Genomic DNA, 26,408 nt, shown 5'->3' with positions numbered 1-26,408 from the left:
GTTGACGTCGCTAGCCGATGGTCTTCATGGAAGGCTCATCCCATGCCCCGCCCGTACCCTCCAGAGTTCCGTGCCCGGGCCATCGCTCTGGTCCGCGAAGGCCGACAGGTCAAGCAGACCGCGCAGGCCCTCGGTATCCACGAGGTCACCCTCCACACCTGGCTCCGACAGGACGACATCGACCACGGCCGCCGGTCTGGACTCAGCAGTCGCGAGTCTGCCGAACTCCGCGCGGCTCGCGGTCGCGTCCGGCAGCTCGAGCAGGAGATCGCGATCCTCCGCCGCGCTGCGACATGGCTCGACGAGGAGGGAGGAGTGGACCCAAAAGGGCGCACCCGGTGATCGACAGACTCGTCGACGCCGGAGCTCCAGTGCACACCTGCTGCCGCCTTCTGGGCGTCTCTCGCCAGGGCTACTACCGCTACCGGAAGCGTCCCACCAGCGCCACCGAGCTCCGCCGACGCTGGCTGACTGGACTGATCCGCGAGATCCACATCGCCTCTCGTGGCACCTACGGCTACCGCCGGATCCACGCAGAGCTCACCATGGGCATGAACATTCCCTGCTCGAGCCGACTCGTCTGGGTCCTCATGACCCGCGCGGGGATCGGAGGACTCCCTGGGCCGGCCCGCATCAAGCGCCTCAAGGGAGTCGCCACCGCAGACGACCTGGTGAACCGGAAATTCCATCGCCTCGAACTCAACGAACTGTGGGTCACCGACATCACCGAGCATCCCACCCGCGAAGGCAAGGTCTACTGCGCCGCGGTCCTGGACGCTTGCAGCCGCAAGATCATTGGCTGGGCCATCGACTCCAAGCAGGACTCCACCCTGGTCGTCAACGCCCTGGACATGGCCATTCGAGCACGCCAGCCAGATCCTGGAGGGATCGTGCACGCAGACCACGGAGTCCAGTTCACCTCCTGGGTCTTCACGCAGAAGATCCGCTCCGCGGGCCTGCTGCCCTCGTTCGGGACCGTGGGAGACGGCCTGGACAATGCGATGATGGAATCGTTCTGGTCGAGCATGCAGATCGAGCTACTGAACCGGAAGAAGTGGAAGACCCGGATCGAACTCGCGAACGCGATCTTCGAGTACATCGAGGTGTTCTACAACCGCCACCGCCGACACTCCTCACTCGAGTACGCGACACCGAACGACTACGACCTCGCCCGCACCCCGCAGGCACTCGCAACCACCGGAAGCTAGTGATCGAGAGTGGAAACCAGGCCATAGGTCAGGTCAGCCGAGGTGACTAGCCCAACATGGCTGGGTGGAGGGCCGGTTGTGCTACATGAAAATCTGTGTGAAAATTTCAGACATGAGTTCATGTCACCTGGGGGTCCCGGTTTCTCCGATGCGGCCGAGTGAGTTCAGCGACGACGCCAAGGCCGCCCTGCAGTATCTGGCCGGCGTCCTCCACATCGCCTTCGAGGAGGCCCAAATCGCGCTCCGGCGTTTCCCGCCCTCGCGTGCGGAGAAGTGGGTCGTGCGCACCCAGCTGAAGGACATGTGTCACCCGCTCCGCAACCCAGACACCGCACGACGGCTTGCCGACCACGGGATCAGGGTCGACTACAGCACCCAAGGCGACCTCTTCTGGTTCCGCGTCGTGGGTTGCGAGTACAACATCCGACTGGTCACTCGACCAAAGAATAGTCCTGATATTCCCGCGTCCGGGGTTTTTCGCCAGGAGGCGTTGGATATGGACGGCGACGAGTTCGGAGACGACACGCGCCTTTACTTGATGATGCACGCGCCGCAACGCGATCTTGTGGCCGTTACCTTGGCGCTGGCCTCAAACAAGCAAAGAACTTGGGTCTACCGGGGCCCCAATATCCTGGACGAGGTGTTAGTATTCAACGCTGGCTCCGCCGTCGTGGCACCTTTGCCTCGCGAGGATGAATCCTTCTTCCGCAATCAGATGGCCCGGCGCCCGGAGCAGCCGATAGCAGAGAACGCAGAGACTTTTGCAGATGAAGGGGAAACAGGCGATGTGCAGCACGGAGGCGAGAACGCCGGCGGCTTCTGAGCCGCTGATTTTCGGCGCTCGTCTGCGTTCGGCCCGGGCAATGCGGCATATGGCCGCCAAGGACCTCGCCGAGAAGCTGGGTATTAGTTCCGCCACCCTGTCCCGCTGGGAGAGATCGGATACCTGCATCGTGGAGCCAGCGCTCCTCGAGAATCTCGCATTCTCGTTGGGGTTTCCCCGATCTTGGTTCCAGGAGGAGCCCCGCGCCTTTGCCTCGAATGCGCAGCCGCACTTCCGGGCTAATTCCAGGATGACGAAGCGCTCAGAGGAAGCGGTCAAGGTCTGGTGGCAGGGATTGGCCGAGATGGTCGCGACTCTGGACCGTACCGTGAACTTAATGCCGTCCCACCTTCCGACCCACCGCGAACCCGCCGCCGCGGCAGCACTGTTGCGCGAGCAGATGGGCTTTAGTCCGTCCGCGCCGATCCCTCATCTGATCCGGGCAGCGGAAGCCCTCGGGGTCTACGTCGGGACCTGCGGTTTTGACGAGGATCTTCATCTGAAGAACCACGATGCGTCCTCGGACTGGGCAAATCTCGAAAACCGACCCAGCGTTCCGGTGGTGTTGTGTCGCGAGCACTCCTCTTGGGAGCGGACCCGATTCTCCTTCGCGCACGAACTCGGCCACTTGGTGATGCACCGCTACGGAGGCGGCCCTGAAAAGGAGAAGGAAGCGACCGAGTTTGCTGGTGAGTTGCTGGTTCCGACCGCGTCGCTGGCCGTCGAGTGGCCCGGGCACGCCACGATCCTGAATCTGCTGCCGTTGAAGCGGAAGTGGGGGATCTCCATCGCCGCGCTGGTGATGCGAGGGGCTGCGATTGGGCTGATCTCCGATGCGAAGAAGACGAGCTTGTTCAAGCAGCTCTCTAACGGTAGGAACCAAGGCAGCAAGAAGCGTTGGCGACAAGACGAACCCGGCTCGGCCGACCGGTCGATCGAGCGTCCGCTGCTGATCGCAAACGCTATCGAAGTCGGCTACGGGGTCCCCCCAAACTTGGCTGCTTTCTACCGCGACCTGCCCGCCACTCTGGGCAACGAGATCTACAGGGACTTTCTACCCAACTTCGAGTGCGGTTGGTCTCGGCAAATGAAGCACGAGGCGTCTCGCCCCGCAGTGGACAGACGCGTCCATGACGACACTGCCGGCAGCGGCACTGTGGTCACAGCGGACTTTGCCAACCGCCGAGTCCACGTGTCGTTGTGAGCAGGAGAGGGGTCGGCCGCTAATGAGGATGCAGAAAGGCCCGCTGGGCACCCATCAGACTGCCACCCTCCTCGGCCAACACGGCCTTCCGCTCTGAATCGCCCCGGGTTTGGTGGAGGCTCTGATCCAACGGAAGGATGCAGAGCATGCCCGCACCACGGAAGTACCCCGACGAGCTCCGCGAACGCGCCACGCGGATGACGCTGGAAGCCCGTCAAGACCCCGCCACGAGGACCGGAGCATTCCGCGGCGTAGGAGAACAGCTCGGGATCAACCCTGAGACGCTGCGCAACTGGGTCCGCCAAACCGAGATCGACGGTGGCCACCGCCCCAGGATCACCTCCAGCGAAGCCTCCCGGGTGGCCGAGCTGGAGAAGGAGAACCGTGAGTTGCGGCGGGCGAACGCGATCCTGCGCTCGGCCTTGCTCGCGGCAAGTACGTGCAGGCCCCGAAGATGTCTGATCAGGACGTGGAGCACGCGCGCGTGATGATCGAGATGGGGATCCCGAAGGCCGAAGTGGCGCGCACATTCGGGGTGAGCCGGCAGACCCTGTACACCTCGTTGCGCCGGCAAGCCTCAGACTGAACCCCATCCTCGGCCGTCGGCGTCCCTTGAGTTTCTGCTTCAGTACGCGGGCGCGGCCTTGTACAGGGATTGGGCGTCTTGGGCTGCGTGGACGCCGGCCCGGACGACGTCGTTCTTCAAGTCCAGCACCCGCAGCTGCCCCTCGATCTGCGCGACGGCCTCGATCCGGCCGAAGGCGTCCCCGTGGGCCTGGGCGTAGTCGGCCAGGCCCCGCAGCTTGGGTAAGGCGTCAGCCAGGTGCGTGCCGTGGGGGTCCACGATGTCCGCGCGGATCGTGCCGTCCTGGTTGGTATGGAAGAAGAGGAAGTCCGGTCGCAGCGCCTGCCACTGGCCGGTGCCGTCCTGGAACGGGATCGCCAACGACTGCTTGGAGGCCCGGGAGGGGTTGCGGTACCAGCCCCGGAAGGAGGGCTGGGCTGCCTCGGAGTCCAGTACCTGCCGCTCCCAGGTGTTCAAGTCCACAGGCATGGTGCCGTCCTCGGCGACCATCAAATGCAGGGTGCGTCTCGGCAGAGGACGCTCGCTGCCATCAGGGAGGCGCTCCTGCTGGTCGGTCTGGGTCAGCTTCGGGCGGGCCAGGTCCACGCGTTCAGGTTGACGGGCCATCTCCCGCACCCGGTCGTACACCGCCTGGCGCTCATCGGACAGACCGTTGATCTGCACCCGGTACTGGCTCAGCCAGTCCTGCACGAGCTTGTCGGCCTTGGCCTCCAGGTCGGCGAGGACCTCGGGGGTGCGGGCCAGGGAGGCGATGATGATGTCCCCCTCGCGCAGGTCCAGCTCCTCTTCGTCCTCGGGGACGATGTGATCGATGTAGGCCCCGGCGATCCAGCCGGTGAGGGTGCGGGCCGCCGCGGCGGCGGCCTCCTCGATGGCCCGGTCATCGGCCAGCAGCTCCAGGCTGGTGGTGCTCAGCTTTGCGGTGCCCAGCCGGCCGGTCAGCCGCTGGGCCGTCAGGGTGAGCACATCCTGGCGGGCCGCGGCGATCTGCTCGGAATACTGGACCCTGCATCCGTCCAGGAGCTTGCACATCGACTGTTTGGCGGTCTTGACCGCCCCGGGCAGCAGCCCGTCGTGGGAGAGAGCGTTGGCCAGGATGTCCAGGCGCTTGAGCGGTTTGGTGGCGCCCTGGGGGATGTTCATCGAGGGCAGGGCGTCGAACACCGCCCACACCTCTTCTGCCACCGCCGGGTTCGGTGTCAGGGTGACCGGGTCGAACAGCACCCGCCGGGCGGCCTGCTTGCCGGGGTCGGAAGTGGTGTCGTCCATGTCGGACTGTCCGCGCATCAAGGTCTGGGCGATGGCGGTGGAGGTGGTCTTGTCGAAGTGGGGCAGGAAGCAGTCGATGGAGTTGAGCACCTCGTTGCCCGGGATGCGTCGGGCCAGGGGGGTGCGCACCATCCGGCCCAGCAGCTGGTGGACGTAGGTGGCGTCCTTGTAGGTGCGGAAGGACATCAGCACCTCCGCCCTGGGACAGTCCCAGCCGGTGGAGATCGCCTCCATGGCCAGCAGCACCCGGATGTGCGTGGCTTCCTGCACCCGTTGCGGGGCGATGTAGTTGACGATCTGGCCGGGCAGGTGCCGGTCGGTGTGGGTGCCGAAGACGTGGTTGATGTCCTGGGGTCGCAGCTGGGGCCACTCCTGGTGGATGACATCCAGGATCCGTGAGAGGTGCTCGTCGCTGGGCTTGTCGGCGACCTGCACGACCAGTAGCGGCACCACCGGGTCCGCCTCGCCCTGCTCGGCGGCGTAGGCGGCCCAGGCCCTGGTGGAAGCCTTCGTGCGGGCCACGGCCTCGCGCAGCAGCGTGGTGTCGAAGGCGCCGGCTTCCTCGGGGATGGTGAGGACCACATCGTCCTTGAGCAGCCCAGAGGCCTGCACGAGCGCGGGGTCGACCTGCACGGGGGAGAGCGCGTCCCGGTCGGTGGCATGGGCCATGGCCTGGGTGAAGCGTTCCACGGTGGCGGAGATCCCGAGCACGATCGGCATAGCCGGGGCCAGGGCGGTGCCGTTGATCAGGCGCTGGACGATGGTGGCCCGTTCCTGGTCGTTCTTCTTGGTGGTCTTCATGCCCCGGTGGGCCTCGTCCAGGATGAAGTACAGGGTTCGTCCGGGGGTGGCCACGGTGTTGGCGATGACGTCGTAGATGGTCCGCTGGGCCATGTCGGGGGCGGCCATCACCGGGGTGGCAGCGTTGGCGGGGTCCTGGGCCCCGCGCACCAGGCGGGCTCCTTCGCGCAGCTTCTGGGCGTTGAGGAAGTACACCTGGCCGGGAGCGAAGGTGGTCTCGGCGAAGGAGTTCTCCACGGTGCGCAGCCGACCGTCGAGCTCGGAGGAGGCGGCATGGATCCGGGCGCGGGACTGATCGTTCAGGTCCGGGTCGTCGGAGAACCAGAGCACGGTGGCCCCAGGATCGGGGGCGATGTCCTCGGTGTACTGGTCGGAACCGAAGAACAGGGCCTCGATGATGGCCGCGGCCATCACCGTCTTGCCGGCTCCGGTGGCCGCGGCCAGGGAGAACTGGGACAGGACGCCGTCGTCCTGGTAGTTCTTCCTGGCCCGATGCAGCCGGTTCAGGACCTGCTCGACAGCCTGGGCCTGGTAGTCCTTGAGGGTGTAACGCATGGGGGTCAGGCCCTCCGGTTGATCTGGAAGTTGTGCAGGTAGGACTCGTACAGGCGCACCGGCGTGGTGTGTTCAGGCAGCTGCCGGGCCACGGACTGGAAGGCCGCCTCGGAGTCGGTCACGATGAACGCCACCCCCACCTGGGGGTCAGCCTCCAGGACGGCCAAGAACTCGGGCGCATGGTCCATGTCCTCGAGCACCCCGTACGCCTGAGCCACATCCCAGCCCCGTTCCGGAAGGCTGGAGATAATCCGGCCGCGCGAGCCGGCCTTGAACCAGAGCATCGGCGCGACCCGGGCGAAGGCACGGTTGCGACGCACCTGCCGGGGCGCCTCATAGGTCAGGGTGAAGAACGCCGCGTTCTCCTCGAAGCCATCGGCCATGGGGAACTCGTCAGTGAACTTGTAGTTCCCCTTGATCGGGTCCCCGGCCGGAGTCCTACCGGTGATCGCAGCGGTCACGCGGGGCTTCGTGACGTAGTCGCAGATGCCCCACTGCTCCCACTCCGGGTCCCCTGGACGAAGCCCCTTCTTCCGCAGGCCCTTCTGCTCATCGGCGGAGACCTCGTTGTTAGTGACCGAGATGCACTGTCGACGACCCCCATCCTGCCTGTTCAGGCGCATGACGGCATGGGCCGTAGTCCCGGACCCAGAGAAGAAATCGAGGATGGTGGCCTCTGGCTTGTTCTTGACAAAGAATCGAAGTGTGTCTTCAACGGCGAAAAGAGACTTCGGGAAATCGAACTTATGCCCTGGAATAAGCGCGCGGATTACGCTGGAGCCGTGATGACCCGCATCGTGGCTCTTGATTCGCCACACGTCCGTCGGCAGGAACGTAGCGACATAGTCCCCGGCCTCGGTTATGACCGATCCGTCACTCCGATGGCCGGTGACCTCGAACAGACCGCCAGTCAGTTTCTGGCGCTCACCGCGCTTCAAGTAGTACACGGTCGTGCTGTCGGAGCGCCATTTACCCAGGCGAGCGTGTCCGGCCTCGATGAGGCCACGCATGACGGGTGGGCTCACCTGCCATCGCCCTTCATCGCCATTCTGGCGAATCGGCCAAATGGCAACACACCCTTCCGGCACATGAACGGTGTCCCTGTCCGCCCCTAGGAAGGCATCGCCGACTGAATCGAACACGGGACCAGCATCTGTCTGGCGAACGAACAGCGGGAAGAAAAGACCGGGACTGTCCTTCCGAAGCACCCCAGTTCCAGTGCGAATCAACGGATTCCAGAGGAGGTCGTACTTGCTCTTGCGTCCGACGGGATTCCACTCATCGGACAGCGGGAGAGGGACAGCCCGCCCGTCGCCAAAGCGAAGGAAGTAGAGATACTCTGCGGCGCGCCCGAAAGTACCTGCACGAGACGCGCCAGCATTGTTGATGGAGGAGGTCACCATCGTCATTTGCGCTTCGGGAAACGTCTGTTCGAGGAGCATTCCGAGTCGGAGGTACTCCTTCTCGTCGATAGTCACGATCAGGACGGAGTCCTCAGGATTGAGCAGTTCCTTGGCGATGAGGAGGCGTCGCTCCATGAAGGACAGCCACTTGGAGTGGCGGTAGTCGTCGTCGCCTTCGACGTAGTCGTTGTTGTACTTCCAGTCCTTGGCGCCGGTGTTGTAAGGCGGGTCGATGTAGATGCAGTCCACCTTGTGACGGTGGGTGTATGTGAGCATTTCGAGGGCGTGGAAGTTCTCGGCGTTGATGACTGTGTGGAACGGTTTGTCCCCACCGTTCTCGACGCGGCCTGTCTCGACTAGGCCCGGGTAGATCGGGTCCTCGAAGCGGGCGACGACCACCAGGTCCTCGAGTGCTGCTGTTGAGGTGGCCGGCTCGCGGACCTCGGGGTCGACGTCTGCTTCGGTCAGGTGGGCTTGCTTGCCGTCTGGGGTGCGTTCGAGGTCGGTGACGACCCAGTGTCGGGTGTCCCCGATGGTGAGGCTTCCGCGCGGGGGCAGCACCCGGACGGTGTCTCCGCGGCGCACGGGTCGGCCGGGCAGCTCCACAGCTTCGGGCTGATGGCGCTCAAACACGAGCCCGAACTGGCTGCGCTGGGTGAGCTGGCGGAACTCAGCCTCCAGGTCTGCGGCCAGCTGTGGGTCGGTCTTGCGGGCCTGGGCGAGCAGGTCAGTCAGTCGAGACACGGGTGTTCTTTCTTTGGGCCGAGTGGCATGTGGCGCTGTCCGCGCTAATCCTGCCCATCCTAGGGACCGAGATCTCGTGCCGAGCATGGGCTTCACGCGAGCTTAGGATCAGCTGCAATGCGACTTCGCATCGCGTCATCCACTCGAGCAAGGAACTCGCCCATGTCACGACGCTCTCTGGCTTCTCTGGCCACTGCTGCTGCTTTCGTCGCCACCGCTGTCCTCGGGGGTGCGGGACCGGCGGCAGCCGGCACCACGTACTCGGCCCCGCTGCGCACGGCTGTGGCGTCGTTGCCGGTGGCGGCGGAGAACAATGCCGGTTATGACCGGGCCGCCCAGTTCGGGGACTGGAAGGATGCGAACAGGGACTGCCAGAACACGCGGGCAGAGGTGTTGATCGCAGAGTCCAAGACCACCCCGAAGTTCACGACGGCCCGTAAGTGCACGGTGGCCACGGGCAAGTGGGTGAGCAGCTGGGATCTGCGTACGCACACGTCTGCTTCGACGGTGCAGATCGATCACATGGTGCCCGTGCATGAGGCGTGGGGCTCGGGAGCCCGGTACTGGACCAAGGCCAAGCGGGTGGCGTTCTACAACGACTTGGGGGATGCCCGGTCGCTGAACGTGCAGACCTCGGCGTTGAACTCGGCCAAGCAGGCCCGCGGTCCGGAGCAGTGGCTGCCGCCGAAGAACCAGTGCCAGTACATCGCTGACTGGACCGCGGTGAAGATCCGCTGGGGGTTGAAGGCTGACGCCACGGAGAAGGCGTTTCTGGTGAAGAAGGCCGCCTCCTGCGCGAACACCACCCTTAAGGTGACCCGGTACTGAGGCTGCACGGCCGCAATGGTGCCCATCCCCTAGATGTTGTGGGTCATGAGGTTCTTGGCGCGAGTCAGCGCCGACGATGGCTTCCAGGCGCGACCAGCGGGACTTCGCTGCCGTGGCCGCGTCCTCCTCGACGGTCTCAGTGATCTCGTCCGCCAGCTCGTCGAGCGCGGCAAGGTCGTCGTCGGACAGATCGATCTTCGCCAGACGCGATTCGTAGAAGATCTTGACGGTCGCACCGTCCTCGACCGCGCGAGTGAGGTCGTAGACGTCGATGCAGTCACCGAACACTGAGCGCGTGGACTTGTCGTTCGATTCGATCGGTGTACCGGTGAAGCCGAGATAGGTGGCACCGGGCAGGGCGTCGCGCATGTGCTTCGCCAAGCCCGAGCGCAAGCGTCCGTGACGATCCAGCGTCTCTCCGAAGCCATACTGGCTTCGATGCGCTTCGTCGGCCACGACGACGACGTTGCGCCGGTCGGTCAGCACCGGGTTGGCATCGCCATCCTCACCGGGAGCGAACTTCTGCAGCGTCCGGGTCTTCTCCATGAGTCGGCTCAGGTTCAGAGCGACGTCCGTGGCCCAGGGCGTTTTCATAGGGGTCATCCTGCACCCTTTGGTGGCATGGGCGTGCAGCGGTGCGCCCGTCACCGGCCGGTTCAGTTCGTGAACCCGTAAGCCGTGTCCATCGGGAGCGAGCGGTCGCGAAGGCCTGCAAGGACGATCCGTTCATAGGCCGGCACAAGATCGGGCAGGTCGGTGAGCGGGAACCATCTCAGATCGGAGGTCTTCTCCGGCTCGCAGATCCGCGGCTCCCCCATCCACTCTTTGCAGGTCCAGAACCAGTCCACACGCTGCTCACGCGTCAACCCGACGCCGTCCGTGCGCTGCATGACCGTGACCAGCTCGAGGCCAGCGGAGGCAATGTCCGCGCCTAGCTCCTCCCGTGCTTCCCGGACCGCGGCATGCCGGGCAGTCTCCCCCGGCTCGACATGGCCAGCTGCACCCGCAACCCAGAACCCGTCCATGTACCCGGTGTTTTGGCGACGTTGCAGGAGCACCTCGGGCCCCCGAAGCAGGAGGACGTAGGACGCCGGCACGAGCGCGAAGGAATGGTCAGCCATATAACCCATCCTCGCGCTCTTCACCGGCAGGCTGCGCACAGCTGATGGACTCGCTCCTCTGGAAGCGCCAGCAAGCCGGGGGGGGCGCCGCTCAGGGTGAGCGGCTGTCGAGATGTAGCGAAGAATCCACACGGCTCGCGGTGAACTCGGCGCAGAGTGGGCGGATCTCGGTCATCGTGAAACCGGGCCCCTTAGCCGCTGGTGGGGCTGAGGGCGGCGCGCAGGGCGGTTTCCTCCTGGTCGGTCAGCCCCACGGGGCGCTCCGTCGTGCGCGCCTCCTCGGTGGCCAGGGCGGCCGCGAGGGTTTCGCGCAGCGGGCGGCGGACCAGCCCGTGGGCCAGGGCCGCCGAGGAGTCGACGCTGCCGACGTGACGGAACCCCGGCAGCGGAATCCAGAGGGGCAGCGAGTTCGGCCCCGCCCACGGGGCGATGCCCTGGGACAGTAGGACGTCGTCGGGGATCACGTGTGGCTGAGCAGTCGACCCGGTGACCTCGATGCTCGCCCGGTAGAGGTCTGCCAAGGTGTGGGTCTGACCGGCGGCGTTGAACGTGCCGGTGACCGTGTGTTCCATGCAATGCAGAATCCACGCGGCCAGGTCTGCCACGTCGATGACGGAGACGGGGAACGTCGCATCGGGCACCAGCACGTCGGTCCCCGTCGGGTGTGCGAATCGCCAGGGGTAGTAGCCGGAGCGTCCGGTGTCGTCGCCGGCTCCGCCGATCAGCCCGGGGCGGATCACGGTGACCTGCCCATCCGCGCCTCGGTAGATGTCTTCGCAGCGGCGCTTGGCTCCGGGGTACTGGTTCATCTCGGTCATCCGGTCGATGCCTGCGGGCGGTGCCAGGGGGGCGTTCTCCGACTGGTTGGGGGTGTCGAACGCGGCGTACACGCTGGTGGTGGACACGAGAAGGCGATGGCGGGCGGTGAGCTGGTGCACGGCGTCGTGGGCGTGGGCCGGGTGGGAAGCCAGATCGACGACGGCGTCCCACGCCTGGGTGACGACGGGAGCGAGGGCATCGGGGTCGTCCCGATCGGCGCGGACGAAGTTGGCACCGGATGCGGCGGGAGCCGACCCGCAGGCGAGACAGGTCACGGCGTGGCCGCCGTCGAGTGCGGCGCGGGCGAGCTCACGGCCGAGGAAGCCGGTACCGCCGAGAAGGAGGATCTGCATGTCTTCAGTGTGTCTGGCGGACACATCGACGTGGGGCTGATCCGCTGTGAGCGGCGTCAGGCTGCGATTGCCAGGACCGTGGGGCCGAGGCAGGCCGTCCCGTCGAGTACGGACGCAGCGCGGCGGGCAATCTCGTGGACAGGAGTTTCGAGGGCGTCAGAGACCGCGTGAAGCATCTCGGAGGACGGATCTTTGAGGCCGCGCTCGAGTTCAGAGAGGTACTGCGGAGCGATACCGGCCCGCTCGCCCACGTCTGTGAGCCGCTCTCGTCGCGTGTGCCGCTCCTGCCGAACGACATGGCCGATCGCTTCCCGCCACAGCAGCTGCCGGTGCTGGTCCGCTCTATCCGCAAGGTACACGACTTCTCCCATGGGCCCACGATAAGGCGGTGAGCATGCTGTCGGGAGTTCCTTGATTCAGCCAGGGAAGCCCCGGCGATGAGAGTGCCTTCTCCGGTGCTGTCAAGAGGTGAGGCGCTAGAACGTGTATGAATCAAATTGGCGCGTTTTTGAAATCTTCGCTGCATCTCGACAGTATGAATCAAATTGGCGCGTTGTAGAGATGCAGCGAAGATTTCACACGACACGCGGTGAACCCTTCTCGGAGCAAAACCTTCAGCGGGGTCTGTGAAATGTACCCCTCGGCCGCCGAGAGAGTCATCAACGCCCAGGGTCAGTACATCTAGCCGACCACCCTGACCGCTGCGTCGCGGACATGTCCCAGGCGCGCGCCTGACAGTGCGCTCATGCCGGGAAGGCGATTCTGAGGCCGTGCCACCTGCCGCTCGACTTCCGCCTCAGGCACCGGGTGCAGAGGAGTCACCTCTCGTGGTCGACGGCGGGCTATCAGTCGGGGATGCTCTCGCGTGCAGCCTTGCGAATCTGTGCTGAAGCGTGCTGCGAGGCAAAGGTCAGCAGTTGAGAAACAGCTGGCGGGCGTGAAGCAGGAACTGGTGACAGCTGATCGTTAGTGCCGGGAGGCTGAGGATGAGTCGTTGGCGGCCGTGCATCCGGTGAGCAGGAAAGCACCGACCACGACGGTGATTGCAGCGGTTTTCGTTCCGCCGTACTTCGGGAATGGCCTGAAGTTTTTCATGGGATTCCTTCCCGTGTCTGCCCGTGGTGCCAATTGGCCTTACTACCCCATAGGGGTAGTGCCTACCTGCGTGACGCGGAAGCGCCCCCGCCCGGAACGAGCCCGGGAGGGGCACTGCGTTCAGTCGTGCTTGCTGATTTCCGGTTCATGTTCGGCAATGTGCTCGGTCTCGATCTGGAAGGTCGAGTGATGGATGGAGACCTCGAAGTGTCCTGCGACGCAATCTTTGATCTCGTGGAGCGTCTGCGCGGCACGACCGTCGGTGAAACACTCGTCCTCGACGACGACGTGGGCGGTCAGGATCGGCAGGCCGGTCGCCACAGTGGAGGCGTGCAGGTCATGGACATCTTTGACATGGTCAAGTTCGAGGATGTGCGAACGCACCTTGTCGAGGTCGAGGCCCTTGGGAGTGAACTCCATAAGGACGCCAGTGGTCTCGCGCATGAGCTTGAACGCGCGAGGCACGATCAATGCGGCGATAAGCAGTCCGGCGATGGCATCGGCCTGCATGAACCCGGTCGTGGCGATGACGATCGCCGCGATGATCACTCCGAGCGACCCGAGGGCATCATTGAGAACTTCGAGGAACGCGGCACGCATGTTGAAGTTCGAGCCGCGGCTGGAGGCGAGGATGGTGATGGCGATGATGTTCGCGACCAGGCCGATGATGCCGAATATCAGCAGTTCGCTTGCGGGCACCTCCGGCGGCTCGAACAGTCGCCGGATGCCTTCGATGGCGGCGTAGGTGCCCACCGCCAGCAGCAGTGCCGACTGTCCGAGGGCTGCGATCACTTCAATACGCCGGAACCCCCAGGTGCGCTTGGAGTTGGCGGGCTTGAGCATCAGCGTCGCGGCGATCAGTGCGACCAGCAGGCCGGACGCATCGGTAATGGCATGGGCGGTGTCGGTCAGCAGTGCGAGGCTGCCGGTGATGATCGAGCCGATGGCCTGGGCGACGACGATCGTCGCGGTGATCGAGAATGCGATCCAGAGTTTCTTGCGGAAATCTCCGGGGTGACCGGTCTCGCTGGCGGCGGGGCCGTGATTGTGTCCTGCGCCCATGACTACTTCTTGTCCGTATCTGTCGCGTGGTGGGTATGTGGGAGTCGCAGGTGCGTGCAGAGCAGGGTCTGCGTGCCGGTGGCATCGAGGAGGCGTTCGGCAGCGGCGATGAGGGTACGCAGGAGCTCGGACTGTGCCAGCGAGTACCAGGTGGAGCGCCCTTCCGGGCGCATCGTCGCCAGGCCGCACTCGACGAGGAAGCCGACATGCTTGCTCACCGTGGACTGGGCCAGGCCCATGTGCTCGACCAGGTCCCGGACCCGGTGCTCCCCGGAGGCGAGGTGCTGCACGATCGCTAACCTCGTCGGCTCCGCAAATGCCTGGAACAGGTGGGCGTACGCTACTGTCGCCACTTCGTCGAGGGTTGCCCCCTCCTCTTGAATCATCGTCATAGGGCGATCATATCGCGCTAGAGCGATATTGTCGAGTGTGATCTGTTGCTCCGACACGGAATGAAGCTCAGGGGTCCCGTCGCACCCGAGGATGGGCTACCTGGGGGATGGTCGGTCGCATAGCTGCAGTGGGGAGCTACGTCAGCTGACCATCGGCCCCGGTGGAGAGCAGGCGGGGTGGGGAGCCGATGTCGATGAGTCGGGTGAAGTAGTCCTGTGCGCAGGTGGCGAAGACCCCTACCTGCGGGTGGCTCCTCCTCTGCCCTGGCCAGGTCAGCGCCACGGTCACCCGTGGGGCATCCTCGATGGGCAGATAGACCACCTCCGGCGCGCGGTGATTGTGCGTTGTCGCCTCTGCAGTGATGCCGATGGCGTCGCCGACAGCGATGCGGGTTAACCACTCGTCCGTGTTCGCCACCGAGATCGTGCGCGGCATGCGAGCAGTCGTACTCCACAGCTCCCCGGTGGCCGTCGGAGCGGTCGCCCAGACCGCCACCGGCCCGTCAGCGAGATCGGCTAGGGTCACCGACTCCTGCCGGGCACGGGAGTCGCTGCTCGTCACCGATGCAACCAGGCGTTCGGTGAACAGCGGTAACCGCTCCAAACCCGGACCAATGGCACGTTTGGGTGAAGAAGAGCGGATGAGTGCGGCATCGATCGCCCCCGTCGCGCAGGGCCCAGATCGGGTCCGTCGGGCGACTGTATTCGATGAGCTCAGCGTGCCCACGCTTCCATTCCTGGAACAGAGGCAAGGTGTGACGGCCAAAGCCGGCCCAGGCGCAACGGCACCAGGATGCGCAGTGAGGCCGTGGTGCGATCTTCCAGGTGAAAAGGTAGGTTTGAATCCGGTTCCGAGAAGGGCACATGGGCCTGGGTCCGACGATCAGACTCTGTTGTGAGCCGCGGCCCGCCCTCGCCCTCGCAACGTTCAAGTGAGTAGATCCTGGAACGGCCGAACTTCAGACGGATGCCGTAGCCGCCGTTGGGTCCGTCAGGCAGAAACTCTGCCCCCAATTCTTCGAGGGCGGCCCGCACACGCTCCTGCTTCTTCTACGACAAGTCGTGTCGCCCCTTCTCGAAGTCGCGCAACTCTTCCTTGGTCACGTTGGCTTCACGGGCGATATATTGGGCGCTCACCTTCACGAGGATGCGCGCGGCGCGTGTCATGTCACCGTTGAAGATGTGCTAGCTCTCCATCACTCGCCTCCAACGACGTGTGTCCTATTGGGCTCAGCGGGAAGTGGAGGTGCCTACGGGATTCGAACCCGTGTAAACGGTTTTGCAGGCCGCTGCCTATCCTCTCGGCCAGGGCACCAAGTCGCCGGCGAAGTCAGTCGCCCGGCGTGAGGCCAGCAACCAGGTTGAAGGCGCCGGTGAGAATGTTCAGCGACACGACCCCGACGACATCAGAGATCTCACGGTCGCTGTACCCGTATCCCCGAAGCTCGTCAATCTGCTCGTCGGTGATCGACGTAGGCTCACGGTAGATCTGGAGGCCGAGCGCGATCATCGCCGCGACCGGGCCGGTCATCGCCGTACCCTGCTGGGCGAGTGCGATCTCGTCATCGCTGACCCCGAGCGATCGTGCCGCGCTGATGTGCGAGGCCAGGCACATTCCGCATCCCTGCTTCGACTGCACGGCGATCGAAACGAGCTCGCTGACCTTACGGTCGAGCTTGGCGCGACGCATGGCTTTGCTCAGCTGCAGATAGCCGCCGAGCACCGCCGGGGAGTGCGCCATCGTCGAGACCATGTCTCCGACCTGGCCGTGCCGCTCGACGAGATCGCCGAGCAAGTCTCGTGAGGCCCCCACTGCGGTCTCAGGGGTCAATCGGGAAAAACGGGGCATGATGCCTCCTCTGTCAGTTCGGTCGCGAGTTCGAGGTGGGAGAACCCGCACGAGTGCGTTCCTGCTGCTGATGTTCGGCATGGAAGATCGCAGCCTCAGCCAGCGCCCCGGCATGCACACCGTTCAATAGGTAGAAGTCGCCGGACTCGCGTCGCTGCCGACTCACGATCCCGGCCGACTCCAGGCGGTGAAGCTCGTGGGAGGTCTGGTCGACGGGAAGGTCGACGATGTCCGCCAGATGATTGGCAGAGACCTCGATGTCGCGAATGGCGAGGATCATCTTCACACTCACCGGATTCGCCAGCAACGCGAAGACTCCGACCGCCGCATTCAGATGCGGTGTGTCATACGTGGCGTGCACGTGCTCAACCTTCTTCATAGTCATCAATACTACCCCATACCCCTATAGGGTATCAAGGGTTATTCAATCGATGTGACGGACTTGGAGACGCGTGGCCGGGTGCGGCGGATCGGGGTGAGGCCAGAGGCGACGGGTCCGCGCAGGAGCACGTGTCCAGTCGGGAGGGTCAACCGCGTCCAACGGCCGGCGGTTGAGATCGTGGCCCCGTTTCCTCGGCTGAGGAACCCGAAGACGTAGGCGGCGAACGCAACGCCTTGTGGCAGCGATGCGAGTGCCGTGTCCGGGGTACCCCAAACCGTGCCCCGGATCTTGCGGACGACATCGTCGCCGGGTTTGTCGGGAAGTGCTTGGGCGACGGCCTCGATGCCGGCACGGGCGCTGCGCATCAGCGTCAGGCTGGTCACATCGGCAATAAGTCTCCACCCGTGTTGCGGGGGTTCGACGCTGGTCCAGGCGGGTGCCAGCGCGGTCTCCGGCAGCGCCAGGGTCAGGGGGTCGGCGGTCGCGGTCAACGTTTCCACGGTGACGTCGCACTGCAGCTGAGGGTCGGAGCGGAGCGTGCGAAGGACGAGGATCGTAGGAGTGCGGTCGAGCGGACCACGGGGCGTTAGCGCGGCTGCGCTCATGCGCAGCAGCCCGGCCGCGGCCTGCAAGCGCACGCCATGGGCACCGGCCTGCGCGGCCCGCTGAGCGAAGGTGAGCGCGTCGCGGGCGGACGGCGCGTCGGCAAGGAGCAAGCGCGCTGGCATCCTGAGGGTTTGTGCCCGCCGTGTCCTGGAACGCGGTGATCGGGGTCCGGGTTCAGGAGCGAACGAGCCGGTTGATGGCGTCGGTGGCTTCCTGGATCTTCTCGACGGCCGCCTCGTCGCTGAGCTTGGCGGCATCAAGCACGCAGTGCTTGAGATGGTCGTCGAGCAGACCAGTCGCAACCCCCTGGAGGGCACGGGTCAGAGCGGAGACCTGGGTGAGGATGTCGATGCAGTACTTCTCCTCATCGATCATCTTCGCGATCCCACGCGCCTGTCCTTCGATGCGCTTCATGCGGCCGAGATAGCGCTCCTTGTCGCTGATGTAGCCGTGCTGGTGGGAATCGGTATCGACAGACATGGGCATGTCCTTACTTCTGGCGCTCCAGGACGGAACGCGTGCTGGCTTCGGGTGTGAGGTCGATGCGCCGCAGCAGCTGGGCGTTGAGCGCGACAACCACGGTGGAGGCTGACATCAGGATCGCGCCGATCGACATTGGCAGGACGAATCCCACCGGTGCCAGGATACCGGCCGCCAACGGCACCGAAAGAAGGTTGTAGCCGGCGGCCCACCACAGGTTCTGCTTCATCTTGCCGTATGCGCGTCGCGACAGCTGGATGATCGAGAGCACGCTGCGTGGGTCGGAACTGGCCAGGATCACCCCGGCCGAGGCGATGGCGACATCGGTGCCCGCGCCGATCGCGATGCCGACATCGGCCTGCGCCAGAGCCGGGGCGTCGTTGACGCCGTCGCCGACCATCGCGACCCTCTTGCCCTCTTCCTGCAGCTGGGAGACCTTCGCGGACTTGTCCTCCGGGCGCACGCCGGCGAAGACGCGGTCGATGCCGAGCTCCCGTCCGACCTCGTTCGCGACCGCCTCGGCATCGCCGGTGATCATGACGACCTCGACGCCGAGGGCGTGGAGGGCGTCGACGGCGTCGCGGGATTCTGGCCGGACCTCGTCGGCGAGCCTCAGCCCGCCGACCACCTGGCCGCCGCGGAGAACGTGCAGAATGATCGCGCCCTCGGAGCGCCATGCCTCGGCCGTGCCGACCTCGTGCTGACCGGTCTCCTCGAGCAGCCGGGGCCCGCCGACGCGGACCTCCTGGCCGGAGACGGTCGCGGTGACGCCGACGGCGGGCGAGGATGAGAAGCCGCTGGCCTGCTGGAGGGCAAGGCCCTTGTCCTTGGCGGCGGTGACGATGGCCTTGGCGAGCGGGTGCTCGCTGTCGGCCTCGGCCGAGGCAGCGAGGGCGAGGACCTGGTCGGCGTCGAGTTCGCCGGTCGGCTCGACGCCGGTGACGGTGGGCTCGCCCTTGGTCAGCGTGCCGGTCTTGTCGAACAGCACCGCGTCGACCTGCCGCATGGACTCCAGCGCCAGGCGGTCCTTCACTAGGACGCCTCCGCGGGCGGCTCGCTCGGTGGCGATGGAGACGACCAGCGGGATCGCCAGGCCGAGGGCGTGGGGGCAGGCGATGACGAGCACGGTGATGGTGCGCACGACGGCCTCGTCGGGCATGCCGATGAGCGTCCAGACGACCGCAGTGACCAGCGCCGCGCCAAGAGCGAACCAGAACAGCCAGGCCGCGGCCTTGTCGGCGATCCGCTGGGCGCGGGAGGATGAGTTCTGCGCCTCGGCGACGAGCCGGTTGATGCCGGCCAGGGCGGTGTCGTCACCGGTGGCGGTAATCTCCACCCGCAGGCCGGAGTCGGTGGCGACGGTGCCGGCGGTGACGGTCTGGCCCTCGCCGCGAGAGACCGGGCGGGACTCGCCGGTGATCATGGACTCGTCCATCTCGGCGCGGCCGTCGACGATGGTTCCGTCAGCCGGGACGCTGCCGCCGGGGCGCACGATGACCACGTCGCCCACGTCGAGGTCGGCTGGGGCCACCTTGACGACGTTCTCGCCCTCGACGCGCTCGGCCTCGTCTGGCAGCAGTGCCGCCAACGAGTCGAGCGCCGAGGTGGTCTGGGCCAGGGAGCGCATCTCGATCCAATGGCCCAGCAGCATGATGACGATCAGCAGCGCCAGTTCCCACCAGAATTCGAGCTCGTGATGGACGAGCCCGAGCGTGGCGGCCCAGGAGGCGAAGAAGGCCACCGTGATCGCCAGAGCGATGAGTAGCATCATCCCGGGCTTGCGGGACTTCAACTCGCTGACGGCACCGGTGAGGAAGGGCCTGCCGCCCCAGACGTACATGACGGTGCCCAGTGCCGCGGCGACCCAGCCCGCCCAGCCGGGGACCTCGTAGCCCAGCAGCATGGCGAACATCGGTGAGAGGGCAACCGCGGGGATGGCGATGACGAGGTTGATCCAAAACAGCCGGCGGAACTGGCCAACGTGGTCCCCGTGCCCGCCATGGCCGCTGTGATCTCCGTGCCCACCGTGCTGGGCATGCTCATCGTGGCCGCCGTGCTCGTCGAGGCCCGTGTGGCCTGAGTGCTGCCCGTGGTCCATGGCGTGGCCCTGATGCCCGGTGTGCTGACCCTCGCGCGTGCCGTGCGCATCCGCCGAGGCGTGCGCGGACACAGACCCGTGGTGATGCTCGCCGTGGGCGGGTGTATCGGTTTCGTGACCGTGGTGCTGGTGTGAGTTCGGGTCCGTCATGATTCCTCTCCTCCGTCATCGAGCCAGGCCGATTGCCGCTCACCCGGTGGCCGGGCAAGCGAACGTCGGCTCAGGACGCTGGTTGGATCTCGCTCTCGACGACCCACTTGTGGTTCGTCATCTTCATGCCGTCCGTCTCGTAGTCGACCATGTAGACCGTCTCATCGGTGGACGAAGCAATGATGGCCTTTACGCCTTCCATGCCTTCCATGTGCTCGGCGAGCAGAGTCACCTCTGTGCCGTCGGCCAGGCGCGCGTCGCCGGCATCCTCAATTTCTTCCTGCACGACCCACTTGTGATCAGTGACGGGGTCGCCGCCACCTGCGGGCGTGTAGTTCACGGAGTACGTGTACGTGTCGAATGCGCCGGAAATCGTTGCTGTAGCCCCTTCCATGCCTTCCATGTGGTCGGCCGTGAGCTGCACCTCGGTACCGACAGGGTAGGTGGGCTCACTGGCTTCGGCGATACCCTCGGGTGCCGGTCCGCCGTCCATCGGGTGCTCCATCTCTTCATCACCGCTTTCTGCGTTGTTGCCGCCGTGGCCCTGATGCTCCTCAGTAGCCGAGGGGTCGGTCTGCTGGTTGTCGTCTGCTCCGCTGGCGCAACCGGCGAGCACGAGCGCCACTCCGAGGGCTCCCGCTGCCAGTCCTGTTCGCAGTCTCCTCTGCATGTCATTTCCTTTCATCAATATGCCTACCCTATACCCCGAGGGGGTACTAGTCAAGACTTGTGTGTTGTGTCGGTATGGATCAATCGGAAACCCCTTCTCAGAGGGTCTGCTCGTGTTGGATGGGCAATGCGGCGATGAGGGGATGGTCGAAGCCCGTCGGTCCGGTCTTCGCGGCTCCTCCGGGAGAACCCAACTCGTCGAAGAACTCGACGTTGGCCTTGGAGTAGTCAGACCATTCGTCGGGCAGGTCGTCTTCGTAGTAGATGGCCTCGACGGGGCAGACCGGTTCGCAGGCTCCGCAGTCGACGCATTCGTCGGGGTGGATGTAGAGCGAGCGTTCGCCCTCGTAGATGCAGTCGACAGGACATTCGTCGATGCAGGCGCGGTCCTTGACGTCCACGCAGGGAAGCGCGATCACGTAGGTCATGGCTGCTCCTCTCGGTCGGGTGCGGATCGGCGGTGAGAGCCGGTGGGAGGCTCGGGGAAGTCGTCAGCCTCTGCCGGGCCTGCGGCCGGGTGCGGGATGCGCAGGCGCAGGACGGTGGCGACGAGGCTGAGGGCGATGATGATCGCACCGAGGATCGTCATCGTCCCCGACAGGGTGAGCACCGGCACGAGCAATCCGGCGACGATGGTGGGCACGCCGAATGCCAGGTAGGCAACTGTGTAGATCACAGCCATCACGGCGGCGCGTTCCGACGATGCCGTGTGGGGCATGAGTGTGCGCAGTACCCCGAGGAACGCTGTGCCGAACCCGGAACCGACGATCGCGACCGAGGCGACATAGGCTGGGTAGGAACCGAGTGCGAGGGCGCCGATGCTCACTGCGGTGCCGAACGCCAGGGCACTGGTCGCATACAGGCTGATGGTGCGGGCGGAACGCCGCTGTAGGACGGAGGAGGCGGTGACTCCGGAGATCGCCAGTGCGAAGAGGACGATCCCAGCTTGGGTGTGCGTGGAGCCCCCAAGCTCACTGCCGACGAGGTCGGCTCCGAGCGCAAGGAAGAGTCCGTTGGTCGCCCACCCGGCGATGATCACGGGCACTCCGACGGTGAACATGCGGCGTAGGTGCGGTGGCACGGTGAACCGCGGACGGAGGTCGCCACGTCGTATCTGGGTCTTCGGGACCAGTTCCGGTGTGCTCCACACGACCGTTGCCACGATGAGGAAGGCAAGCACGAGCGACCCGAAGACGGCAGTTGTCGGTTCGGAGGTGAGATCGAGGAGAAGTGCAGCACCGAGAGCCCCGGCCCCAAGGCCAATCATCGGGCCGATCGTGTTCCACAGGGCTGCGATGTTCCGATGTGACGGGGACTCGAAGTCGATCATCATCGCCGACAGCGCCGGGATCAGCAGACCCGCTGCGAGCCCTTGCAAGGCTCGGGCGACCAGGAGCGCCGCGAGGCTACCGGCGAACCAGAACATGGCCACGCTCAGCGCCAGCGCCAAAGAACCGGCGGCCACGACCGGACGTCGGCCGACGTGGTCGGAGAGTGGTCCGAGGTAGAGCAGCGCGGCCAGGAGGGTGAAGGTGTAGACCGCGAACACGAGTGTGGTGGCGACGGGGATGAGTCCGAGCCGTTCGGCGATCTGGGGATAGAACAAGGACGGCGCGCTGGCAGCGGCCATCATGAGAATGGTCGCTGCCAGCGAGAGCACGAAGCCCCACCGTGGGATCTGCCTAATACAGTCTCCCGCCATTGCCTATGCCCGCACGCCGTGGAGCTGCTGCCCCCACTGGTAGACGGTGCCGACTGCGTCGATGCCAGTGACGCCGACGACGATGCCGTCGATCTCGTGGCGGACGATGAACTCCTCACCCGCTTCCAGGTGGGCGTCTGCGCCGGCTGTGTACCCGACTCCGGAGATCATCTGACCGTAGACCATTGCCATGTAAGGGCTGCGTGGCAGGTAGGCGCCCGGATCGTCGCTAACGCCGAGGTCGTGCAATGCGGCCCGCGCGGCATGCGCACCCTGTGCGGCGGCGTCTTCCCAATGGTCGATGCGCCAGGCGTCCAGTGCTTCGTCGTGGTGCGTGGCCACGCCTCCGGCTGCGTAGACGTGGTCTGCCGCGGCGCGGAGGTGATCGTCGACGTCGATACCGTTCGTCCACGGTGACGGGGCTGCGGGCGTCGTGCCGAGCGCGAGGAGAAGGAAGTCAGCCACGACGGGATTTCCGTCGTTGAGGGTGATGGTGACACCGGATTCTGTTTCGTCGACATGCTGGAGAGTGCGACCGAATCGGGCCTGCACCTTGGCGGCATGGTCGGCGGCGAGGCGCTCAGCCACGGGCGCCCCAAACGCTCCGACGCCGGGAACTGAACTGCGGGAGACCAGCGTGACCATGTGTCCGTCGGCTTGCAGAGACGAGGCCGTCTCGGCTGCGATGATTCCACCGCCGTAGATCGCTACCCGCGCGGGTCGCCCCAGTCCGGTCAGCAGCTTTCGGATGCCCAGGGCATCCCCCACGGAGTGAAGAGCGGTGACCCGCCCTTGTCCGGCGTCGTCGCCGCCGAACACGTCAGCGGGCAGGGAGCGGGGCATGCTCCCGGTCGCGACGATGAGCGCGTCGTAGGAGACTTGTGCGCCGGAGGTCAACTGGGCCTGCTTCGCCGAGGTATCGACTTTAAGCACGGTGTCGGCGATGACCTCGATCTGAGGCAGCGGGAGCTTGATCATCTCCGGCGGTGTCTGACCGAACGCGATTCCCTTGATGAGCATCCGCGTATAGGGCGTCTCCCCGGTGCGGGTCACCAGCGTCACCCGGACATCGTCGCGTGAGGCGAGAGTGCGGGCGGCTGCGGCCCCGGCTGCTCCCGATCCGAGGATGAGGACGTGCTGTGGGGTCATAGAAGAACTCCTGGATGCTGGTCGTGATCGAACTGATGCGCCGGCGTCAGGAGCGCACGAGGCGGGCGATGGCCTCGGACGCCTCGCCGAGCCTCTGCTCGCTGACTGGTCCGCCGGCGAGTGCGGCGTCGAGGACGCAATGCTTGAGGTGATCGTCGAGCAGGCCGAGGGCGACGTTTTCGAGTGCCCTGGTGACTGCGGAGATCTGGGTGAGGATGTCGATGCAGTAGCGGTCCTCGTCGACCATCCGATCGATGCCGCGGATTTGGCCTTCCAGGCGGCGCAGGCGATTGCGGTACTTCGTCTTATCGCTGATGTATCCGTGGACGGACGCGTCGCCGTCGCCTCCTGCGGGGCAGGTGTCGAGGTGGGTTTCGGTGGTGGGAGTCGTAGTGGTCATGTCGGTTCGCTCCGATCAGGTGGCGGGGTGCCGCAGCGGTGCCGCGGCACCCCGCACGCTGGTGGATTACGCCATGTTGGCGGCGTACTTGGCTGGGTCCGAATCGAACGCGGGCCCACAGCCAGCGCAGCAGAAGTAGTAGCGCTCATCCTCGAAGTCGCGGTAGAGGCCGGCGGCCTCGGCGGTCTTCTTGCTGACCGGGGTGCCGACCATGACCGGGCAGGTGGTCATGTCATCGGCGCCCCCGCCAAGAAGGTTCTCGCGTCCACCGTTCTCCACGGCCGGGTTGGTCTCGTTCGTGCTGCAGCAGCTGCTCATTCTCTGGTGTTCCTTCGTTATTGGATTCGTGTGGATGGGTGGGTTCTCGTACGTCACTTCGAGGCGACGCTCGTGAACCCGCGCAGGCGGAGGCTGTTGCCGACGACGAAGACGCTGGAGAACGCCATCGCCGCACCTGCGAGCATGGGGTTGAGCATGCCGAGCGCAGCGACCGGGATCGCGGCGGTGTTGTAAGCGAATGCCCAGAACAGGTTGGTCTTGATCGTCGACAGGGTCTTCCTGGACAGGCGGATCGCGTCGACGGCGGCCCGCAGGTCACCGCGCACGAGCGTGATGTCGGAGGCCTCGATCGCGACGTCCGTGCCGGTGCCCATCGCGAGGCCCAGGTCGGCCTGCGCGAGCGCGGGGGCGTCGTTGACGCCGTCGCCGACCATCGCGACGATCTTGCCCTCTTCCTGGAGGCGGGTGACGACGTCGACCTTGTCCTTGGGTAGCACTTCGGCGATGACCTCGTCGATGCCGACCTCGGACGCGATCTGGCGGGCCACGGCCTCGTTGTCACCGGTGAGCAGCACCGGGGTCAGGCCGATCTCCTTGAGCCCGCGGATCGCCTCGGCGCTCGTGGGCTTGACGGTGTCGGCGACGACCAGGATGCCACGCGCAGCACCGTCCCAGCCGATCGCGACGACCGTCTTGCCCTCGCCCTCGGCCTGGGCCTTCGCCTGTGCGACCTCCGGAGAGAGCTTCTGCGACCAGTCCGCCAGCAGAGACTCGCGGCCGACGACGACCGGGGTCCCCTCGACGATGCCCTGCACGCCCTTGCCCTCGACATTGGCGAAGTCCTCTGGAGTAGGCAGCTGGCCGACTTCCTGGGTCGCGCCCTTGGCGATCGCCTGCGCAATCGGATGCTCGGAAGAGTCTTCCAGTGCACCGGCGAAACGCAGCAGCTCCGCACGATCCACACCGGGCTCAGTGATCACGTCGGTCAGAGTCATCTTGCCGCTGGTGACGGTGCCGGTCTTATCGAGCACGACGGTGTCGACCTTGCGAGTGGACTCCAGCACCTCCGGACCCTTGATGAGGACGCCCATCTGCGCACCGCGCCCGGTGCCGACGAGCAGCGCGGTCGGGGTTGCCAGACCCAGCGCGCAGGGGCAGGCGATGACGAGCACGGCGACCGCTGCGGTGAACGCGGCGGCGACGGGGAACCCGCCTCCCAGCCAGGCGCCGAGGGTGATGAACGCGACGACGATGACGATCGGCACGAAGATGCCGGAGATGCGATCGGCCAGACGCTGCACCTCGGCCTTGCCGGTCTGCGCGTCCTCGACGAGCTTCGCCATCTGTGCGAGCTGTGTGTCCGAACCCACACGAGTCGCCCGCACGACCAGGCGGCCGCCGGCGTTGACGGTGGCACCGGTGACCGAGTCGCCCTCGCGGACCTCGACCGGCACGGACTCGCCGGTGAGCATCGAGGCGTCCACCGCGGAGGAGCCGGAGGTCACGAGACCGTCGGTGGCGATCTTCTCGCCTGGACGGACGATGAACTCGTCGCCGACCGCCAGCTCAGAGGTGGGGATCTTCACCTCTACGCCGTCGCGGAGTACGGCGACTTCCTTCGCGCCCAGCTCCAGGAGGGCGCGCAGCGCGGCCCCGGCCTGGCGCTTGGATCGCTTCTCGAAGTAGCGGCCGGCGAGGATGAACATCGTCACGCCCGCGCCGACTTCGAGGTAGATGTTCGCCGCGCCATCCGACGGAGCGATCGTGAACTCGAAGGGGTGCGTCATGCCGGGAGTGCCGGCAGTGCCGAGGAAGAGCGCGTAGAGCGACCAGAGCAGTGCGACGGAGGTGCCCATCGAGATGAGCGTGTCCATCGTCGCCGCACCGTGCTTGAGGTTTGTCCACGCCGCCTTGTGGAACGGCCAAGCTCCCCAGATGATCACCGGTGCGGCCAGGGCGAGTGAGGCCCACTGCCAATACGTGAACTGCAGCGCGGGGATCATCGCCATCGCGATTACGGGAACAGTGAGCACGATCGCGCCGATCAGCCGATGCCGCAGCGAGGTGAGCTCACTGTCTTCCTCCTCCCCGGCCTCGGTCTCCGACGTGTTCGCCGTAGTGTCCTTGGGCTTGGGCAGTGCGGCCGTGTACCCGGTCTTCTCGACCTCGGCGACCAGCAGTGACGGATCGTAGCCGGCAGGCACGGTGACCTTAGCCTTCTCAGTGGCGTAGTTGACGGTGGCCGCGACGCCATCGAGCTTGTTCAGCTTCTTCTCGATCCGGTTCGCGCAGGAGGCGCAGGTCATCCCGCCGATCTCCAACTCGATGTCCGGCCCACCCGTTGGGGGCGCTGATGTGCTCATCCTCTTCCTTCTTTCTCA

At 65.6% G+C, this 26,408-nt stretch carries 28 protein-coding genes, 1 tRNA gene and 1 pseudogene; 8 read left to right on the top strand and 22 right to left on the bottom strand.

Annotated features, from left to right (window positions below; genetic code table 11):
* Positions 1–42 precede the first annotated feature (42 nt).
* The 5 genes from AAG742_RS00605 to AAG742_RS00585 all read left to right on the top strand — a co-directional run bounded on the left by AAG742_RS00605 (position 43) and on the right by AAG742_RS00585 (position 3,821).
* Positions 43–1,208 (top strand): IS3 family transposase gene (locus AAG742_RS00605; RefSeq protein ID WP_225348732.1). Its coding sequence is split into 2 segments (ribosomal slippage): positions 43–319 and positions 319–1,208, totalling 1,167 coding nucleotides; the frame shifts between segments, so codons are not numbered across the junction.
* 85 nt (positions 1,209–1,293) lie between these two features.
* Positions 1,294–2,031, top strand: coding sequence for a hypothetical protein (locus tag AAG742_RS00600; RefSeq protein ID WP_225348731.1), 738 nt, complete (start codon positions 1,294–1,296; stop codon positions 2,029–2,031).
* A complete protein-coding gene (locus AAG742_RS00595) occupies positions 1,976–3,235 on the top strand; it encodes an ImmA/IrrE family metallo-endopeptidase (protein ID WP_225348730.1) in 1,260 nt (419 codons plus the stop codon). The genes AAG742_RS00600 and AAG742_RS00595 overlap by 56 nt, the downstream gene beginning before the upstream one ends.
* 146 nt (positions 3,236–3,381) lie before the next feature.
* Complete coding sequence (locus AAG742_RS00590) at positions 3,382–3,723, top strand: transposase (RefSeq protein WP_225348729.1); 342 nt, start codon at positions 3,382–3,384, stop codon at positions 3,721–3,723.
* Entirely contained in the window at positions 3,690–3,821 is a 132-nt protein-coding gene (locus AAG742_RS00585) for a helix-turn-helix domain-containing protein (RefSeq protein ID WP_225348728.1), read from the top strand. Before AAG742_RS00590 ends, AAG742_RS00585 begins: the two co-directional genes overlap by 34 nt.
* Before the next feature lie 39 nt (positions 3,822–3,860).
* Here AAG742_RS00585 and AAG742_RS00580 read toward each other — a convergent pair whose 3' ends face one another.
* Together AAG742_RS00580 and AAG742_RS00575 are read right to left on the bottom strand one after the other, a co-directional pair.
* Positions 3,861–6,446 carry a DEAD/DEAH box helicase family protein gene (locus tag AAG742_RS00580; protein WP_225348727.1) on the bottom strand — a complete coding sequence of 862 codons (2,586 nt, stop codon included), beginning with the start codon at positions 6,444–6,446 and terminating at the stop codon, positions 3,861–3,863.
* Between the two features lie 5 nt (positions 6,447–6,451).
* Positions 6,452–8,593, bottom strand: coding sequence for a DNA methyltransferase (locus tag AAG742_RS00575; protein WP_225348726.1), 2,142 nt, complete (start codon positions 8,591–8,593; stop codon positions 6,452–6,454).
* Positions 8,594–8,755: 162 nt separating this feature from the next.
* On the opposite strand from AAG742_RS00575, the gene AAG742_RS00570 reads away from it, so the two are divergent.
* A complete protein-coding gene (locus AAG742_RS00570) occupies positions 8,756–9,421 on the top strand; it encodes an HNH endonuclease family protein (protein ID WP_225348725.1) in 666 nt (221 codons plus the stop codon).
* Positions 9,422–9,466: 45 nt separating this feature from the next.
* Complete coding sequence (locus tag AAG742_RS00565; RefSeq protein WP_343282184.1) at positions 9,467–9,712, top strand: hypothetical protein; 246 nt, start codon at positions 9,467–9,469, stop codon at positions 9,710–9,712.
* Here AAG742_RS00565 and AAG742_RS00560 read toward each other — a convergent pair.
* From AAG742_RS00560 to AAG742_RS00500, 13 genes and pseudogenes are all read right to left on the bottom strand, one after another.
* A pseudogene (locus tag AAG742_RS00560) lies at positions 9,602–9,967 on the bottom strand (type I restriction endonuclease subunit R); the annotation flags it as partial. The gene AAG742_RS00565 and the pseudogene AAG742_RS00560 overlap by 111 nt on opposite strands.
* Positions 9,968–10,077: 110 nt before the next feature.
* On the bottom strand, positions 10,078–10,542 hold the full coding sequence (locus AAG742_RS00555; protein ID WP_136941140.1) for an NUDIX domain-containing protein: 465 nt from the start codon (positions 10,540–10,542) through the stop codon (positions 10,078–10,080).
* A 191-nt stretch (positions 10,543–10,733) separates the two neighbouring features.
* Positions 10,734–11,714 (bottom strand): NAD-dependent epimerase/dehydratase family protein, encoded by a 981-nt coding sequence (locus tag AAG742_RS00550; RefSeq protein ID WP_343282183.1) that lies wholly within the window; start codon positions 11,712–11,714, stop codon positions 10,734–10,736.
* A gap of 56 nt (positions 11,715–11,770) precedes the next feature.
* On the bottom strand, positions 11,771–12,085 hold the full coding sequence (locus AAG742_RS00545; protein ID WP_136941142.1) for a helix-turn-helix transcriptional regulator: 315 nt from the start codon (positions 12,083–12,085) through the stop codon (positions 11,771–11,773).
* An 844-nt stretch (positions 12,086–12,929) separates the two neighbouring features.
* On the bottom strand, positions 12,930–13,871 hold the full coding sequence (locus AAG742_RS00540; RefSeq protein WP_101966191.1) for a cation diffusion facilitator family transporter: 942 nt from the start codon (positions 13,869–13,871) through the stop codon (positions 12,930–12,932).
* Between the two features lie 2 nt (positions 13,872–13,873).
* Positions 13,874–14,224 carry a metalloregulator ArsR/SmtB family transcription factor gene (locus AAG742_RS00535; RefSeq protein WP_225348724.1) on the bottom strand — a complete coding sequence of 117 codons (351 nt, stop codon included), beginning with the start codon at positions 14,222–14,224 and terminating at the stop codon, positions 13,874–13,876.
* A gap of 175 nt (positions 14,225–14,399) precedes the next feature.
* Positions 14,400–14,990 (bottom strand): LysR substrate-binding domain-containing protein, encoded by a 591-nt coding sequence (locus AAG742_RS00530; RefSeq protein ID WP_225348723.1) that lies wholly within the window; start codon positions 14,988–14,990, stop codon positions 14,400–14,402.
* 514 nt (positions 14,991–15,504) lie between these two features.
* Positions 15,505–15,578 (bottom strand) — tRNA-Cys (locus tag AAG742_RS00525).
* Positions 15,579–15,593: 15 nt separating this feature from the next.
* Entirely contained in the window at positions 15,594–16,112 is a 519-nt protein-coding gene (locus AAG742_RS00520) for a carboxymuconolactone decarboxylase family protein (protein ID WP_061873196.1), read from the bottom strand.
* A 13-nt stretch (positions 16,113–16,125) separates the two neighbouring features.
* Positions 16,126–16,491, bottom strand: a complete 366-nt coding sequence (locus AAG742_RS00515) for a helix-turn-helix domain-containing protein (protein ID WP_061873197.1) — start codon at positions 16,489–16,491, stop codon at positions 16,126–16,128.
* A gap of 41 nt (positions 16,492–16,532) precedes the next feature.
* On the bottom strand, positions 16,533–17,210 hold the full coding sequence (locus AAG742_RS00510) for a hypothetical protein (RefSeq protein WP_225348722.1): 678 nt from the start codon (positions 17,208–17,210) through the stop codon (positions 16,533–16,535).
* A gap of 64 nt (positions 17,211–17,274) precedes the next feature.
* Positions 17,275–17,580, bottom strand: coding sequence for a metal-sensitive transcriptional regulator (locus AAG742_RS00505; protein WP_006214168.1), 306 nt, complete (start codon positions 17,578–17,580; stop codon positions 17,275–17,277).
* Between the two features lie 10 nt (positions 17,581–17,590).
* Complete coding sequence (locus tag AAG742_RS00500) at positions 17,591–19,492, bottom strand: heavy metal translocating P-type ATPase (RefSeq protein WP_248124761.1); 1,902 nt, start codon at positions 19,490–19,492, stop codon at positions 17,591–17,593.
* Between the two features lie 198 nt (positions 19,493–19,690).
* On the opposite strand from AAG742_RS00500, the gene AAG742_RS00495 reads away from it, so the two are divergent.
* Complete coding sequence (locus tag AAG742_RS00495) at positions 19,691–19,813, top strand: hypothetical protein (RefSeq protein WP_255355161.1); 123 nt, start codon at positions 19,691–19,693, stop codon at positions 19,811–19,813.
* Between the two features lie 85 nt (positions 19,814–19,898).
* On the opposite strand, the gene AAG742_RS00490 is transcribed toward AAG742_RS00495, so the two are convergent.
* The 7 genes from AAG742_RS00490 to AAG742_RS00460 form a co-directional block, all read right to left on the bottom strand.
* The gene (locus AAG742_RS00490; RefSeq protein ID WP_088477531.1) at positions 19,899–20,498 is read right to left on the bottom strand and encodes a YdhK family protein; all 600 of its coding nucleotides are present in this window, start codon (positions 20,496–20,498) and stop codon (positions 19,899–19,901) included.
* A gap of 97 nt (positions 20,499–20,595) precedes the next feature.
* On the bottom strand, positions 20,596–20,925 hold the full coding sequence (gene fdxA / locus AAG742_RS00485; RefSeq protein ID WP_088477532.1) for a ferredoxin: 330 nt from the start codon (positions 20,923–20,925) through the stop codon (positions 20,596–20,598).
* Positions 20,922–22,157: an MFS transporter gene (locus tag AAG742_RS00480; RefSeq protein WP_135101183.1), complete on the bottom strand. Its 1,236-nt coding sequence runs from the start codon at positions 22,155–22,157 to the stop codon at positions 20,922–20,924. Before AAG742_RS00480 ends, fdxA begins: the two co-directional genes overlap by 4 nt.
* A gap of 45 nt (positions 22,158–22,202) precedes the next feature.
* Positions 22,203–23,348, bottom strand: coding sequence for an FAD-dependent oxidoreductase (locus tag AAG742_RS00475; protein ID WP_088477534.1), 1,146 nt, complete (start codon positions 23,346–23,348; stop codon positions 22,203–22,205).
* A 46-nt stretch (positions 23,349–23,394) separates the two neighbouring features.
* The gene (locus AAG742_RS00470; protein WP_006214162.1) at positions 23,395–23,748 is read right to left on the bottom strand and encodes a metal-sensitive transcriptional regulator; all 354 of its coding nucleotides are present in this window, start codon (positions 23,746–23,748) and stop codon (positions 23,395–23,397) included.
* 66 nt (positions 23,749–23,814) lie between these two features.
* Positions 23,815–24,066, bottom strand: a complete 252-nt coding sequence (locus tag AAG742_RS00465) for a YHS domain-containing protein (RefSeq protein ID WP_006213356.1) — start codon at positions 24,064–24,066, stop codon at positions 23,815–23,817.
* A gap of 53 nt (positions 24,067–24,119) precedes the next feature.
* A complete protein-coding gene (locus AAG742_RS00460) occupies positions 24,120–26,390 on the bottom strand; it encodes a heavy metal translocating P-type ATPase (RefSeq protein WP_061873202.1) in 2,271 nt (756 codons plus the stop codon).
* Positions 26,391–26,408 lie beyond the last annotated feature (18 nt).

The sequence above is a fragment of the Micrococcus sp. 2A genome (genome assembly GCF_039519235.1).
GTDB lineage: Bacteria > Actinomycetota > Actinomycetes > Actinomycetales > Micrococcaceae > Micrococcus.
The sequence above is the reverse complement of the archived record's forward strand: the minus strand, read 5'-3'. Positions and strand labels throughout refer to the sequence as shown.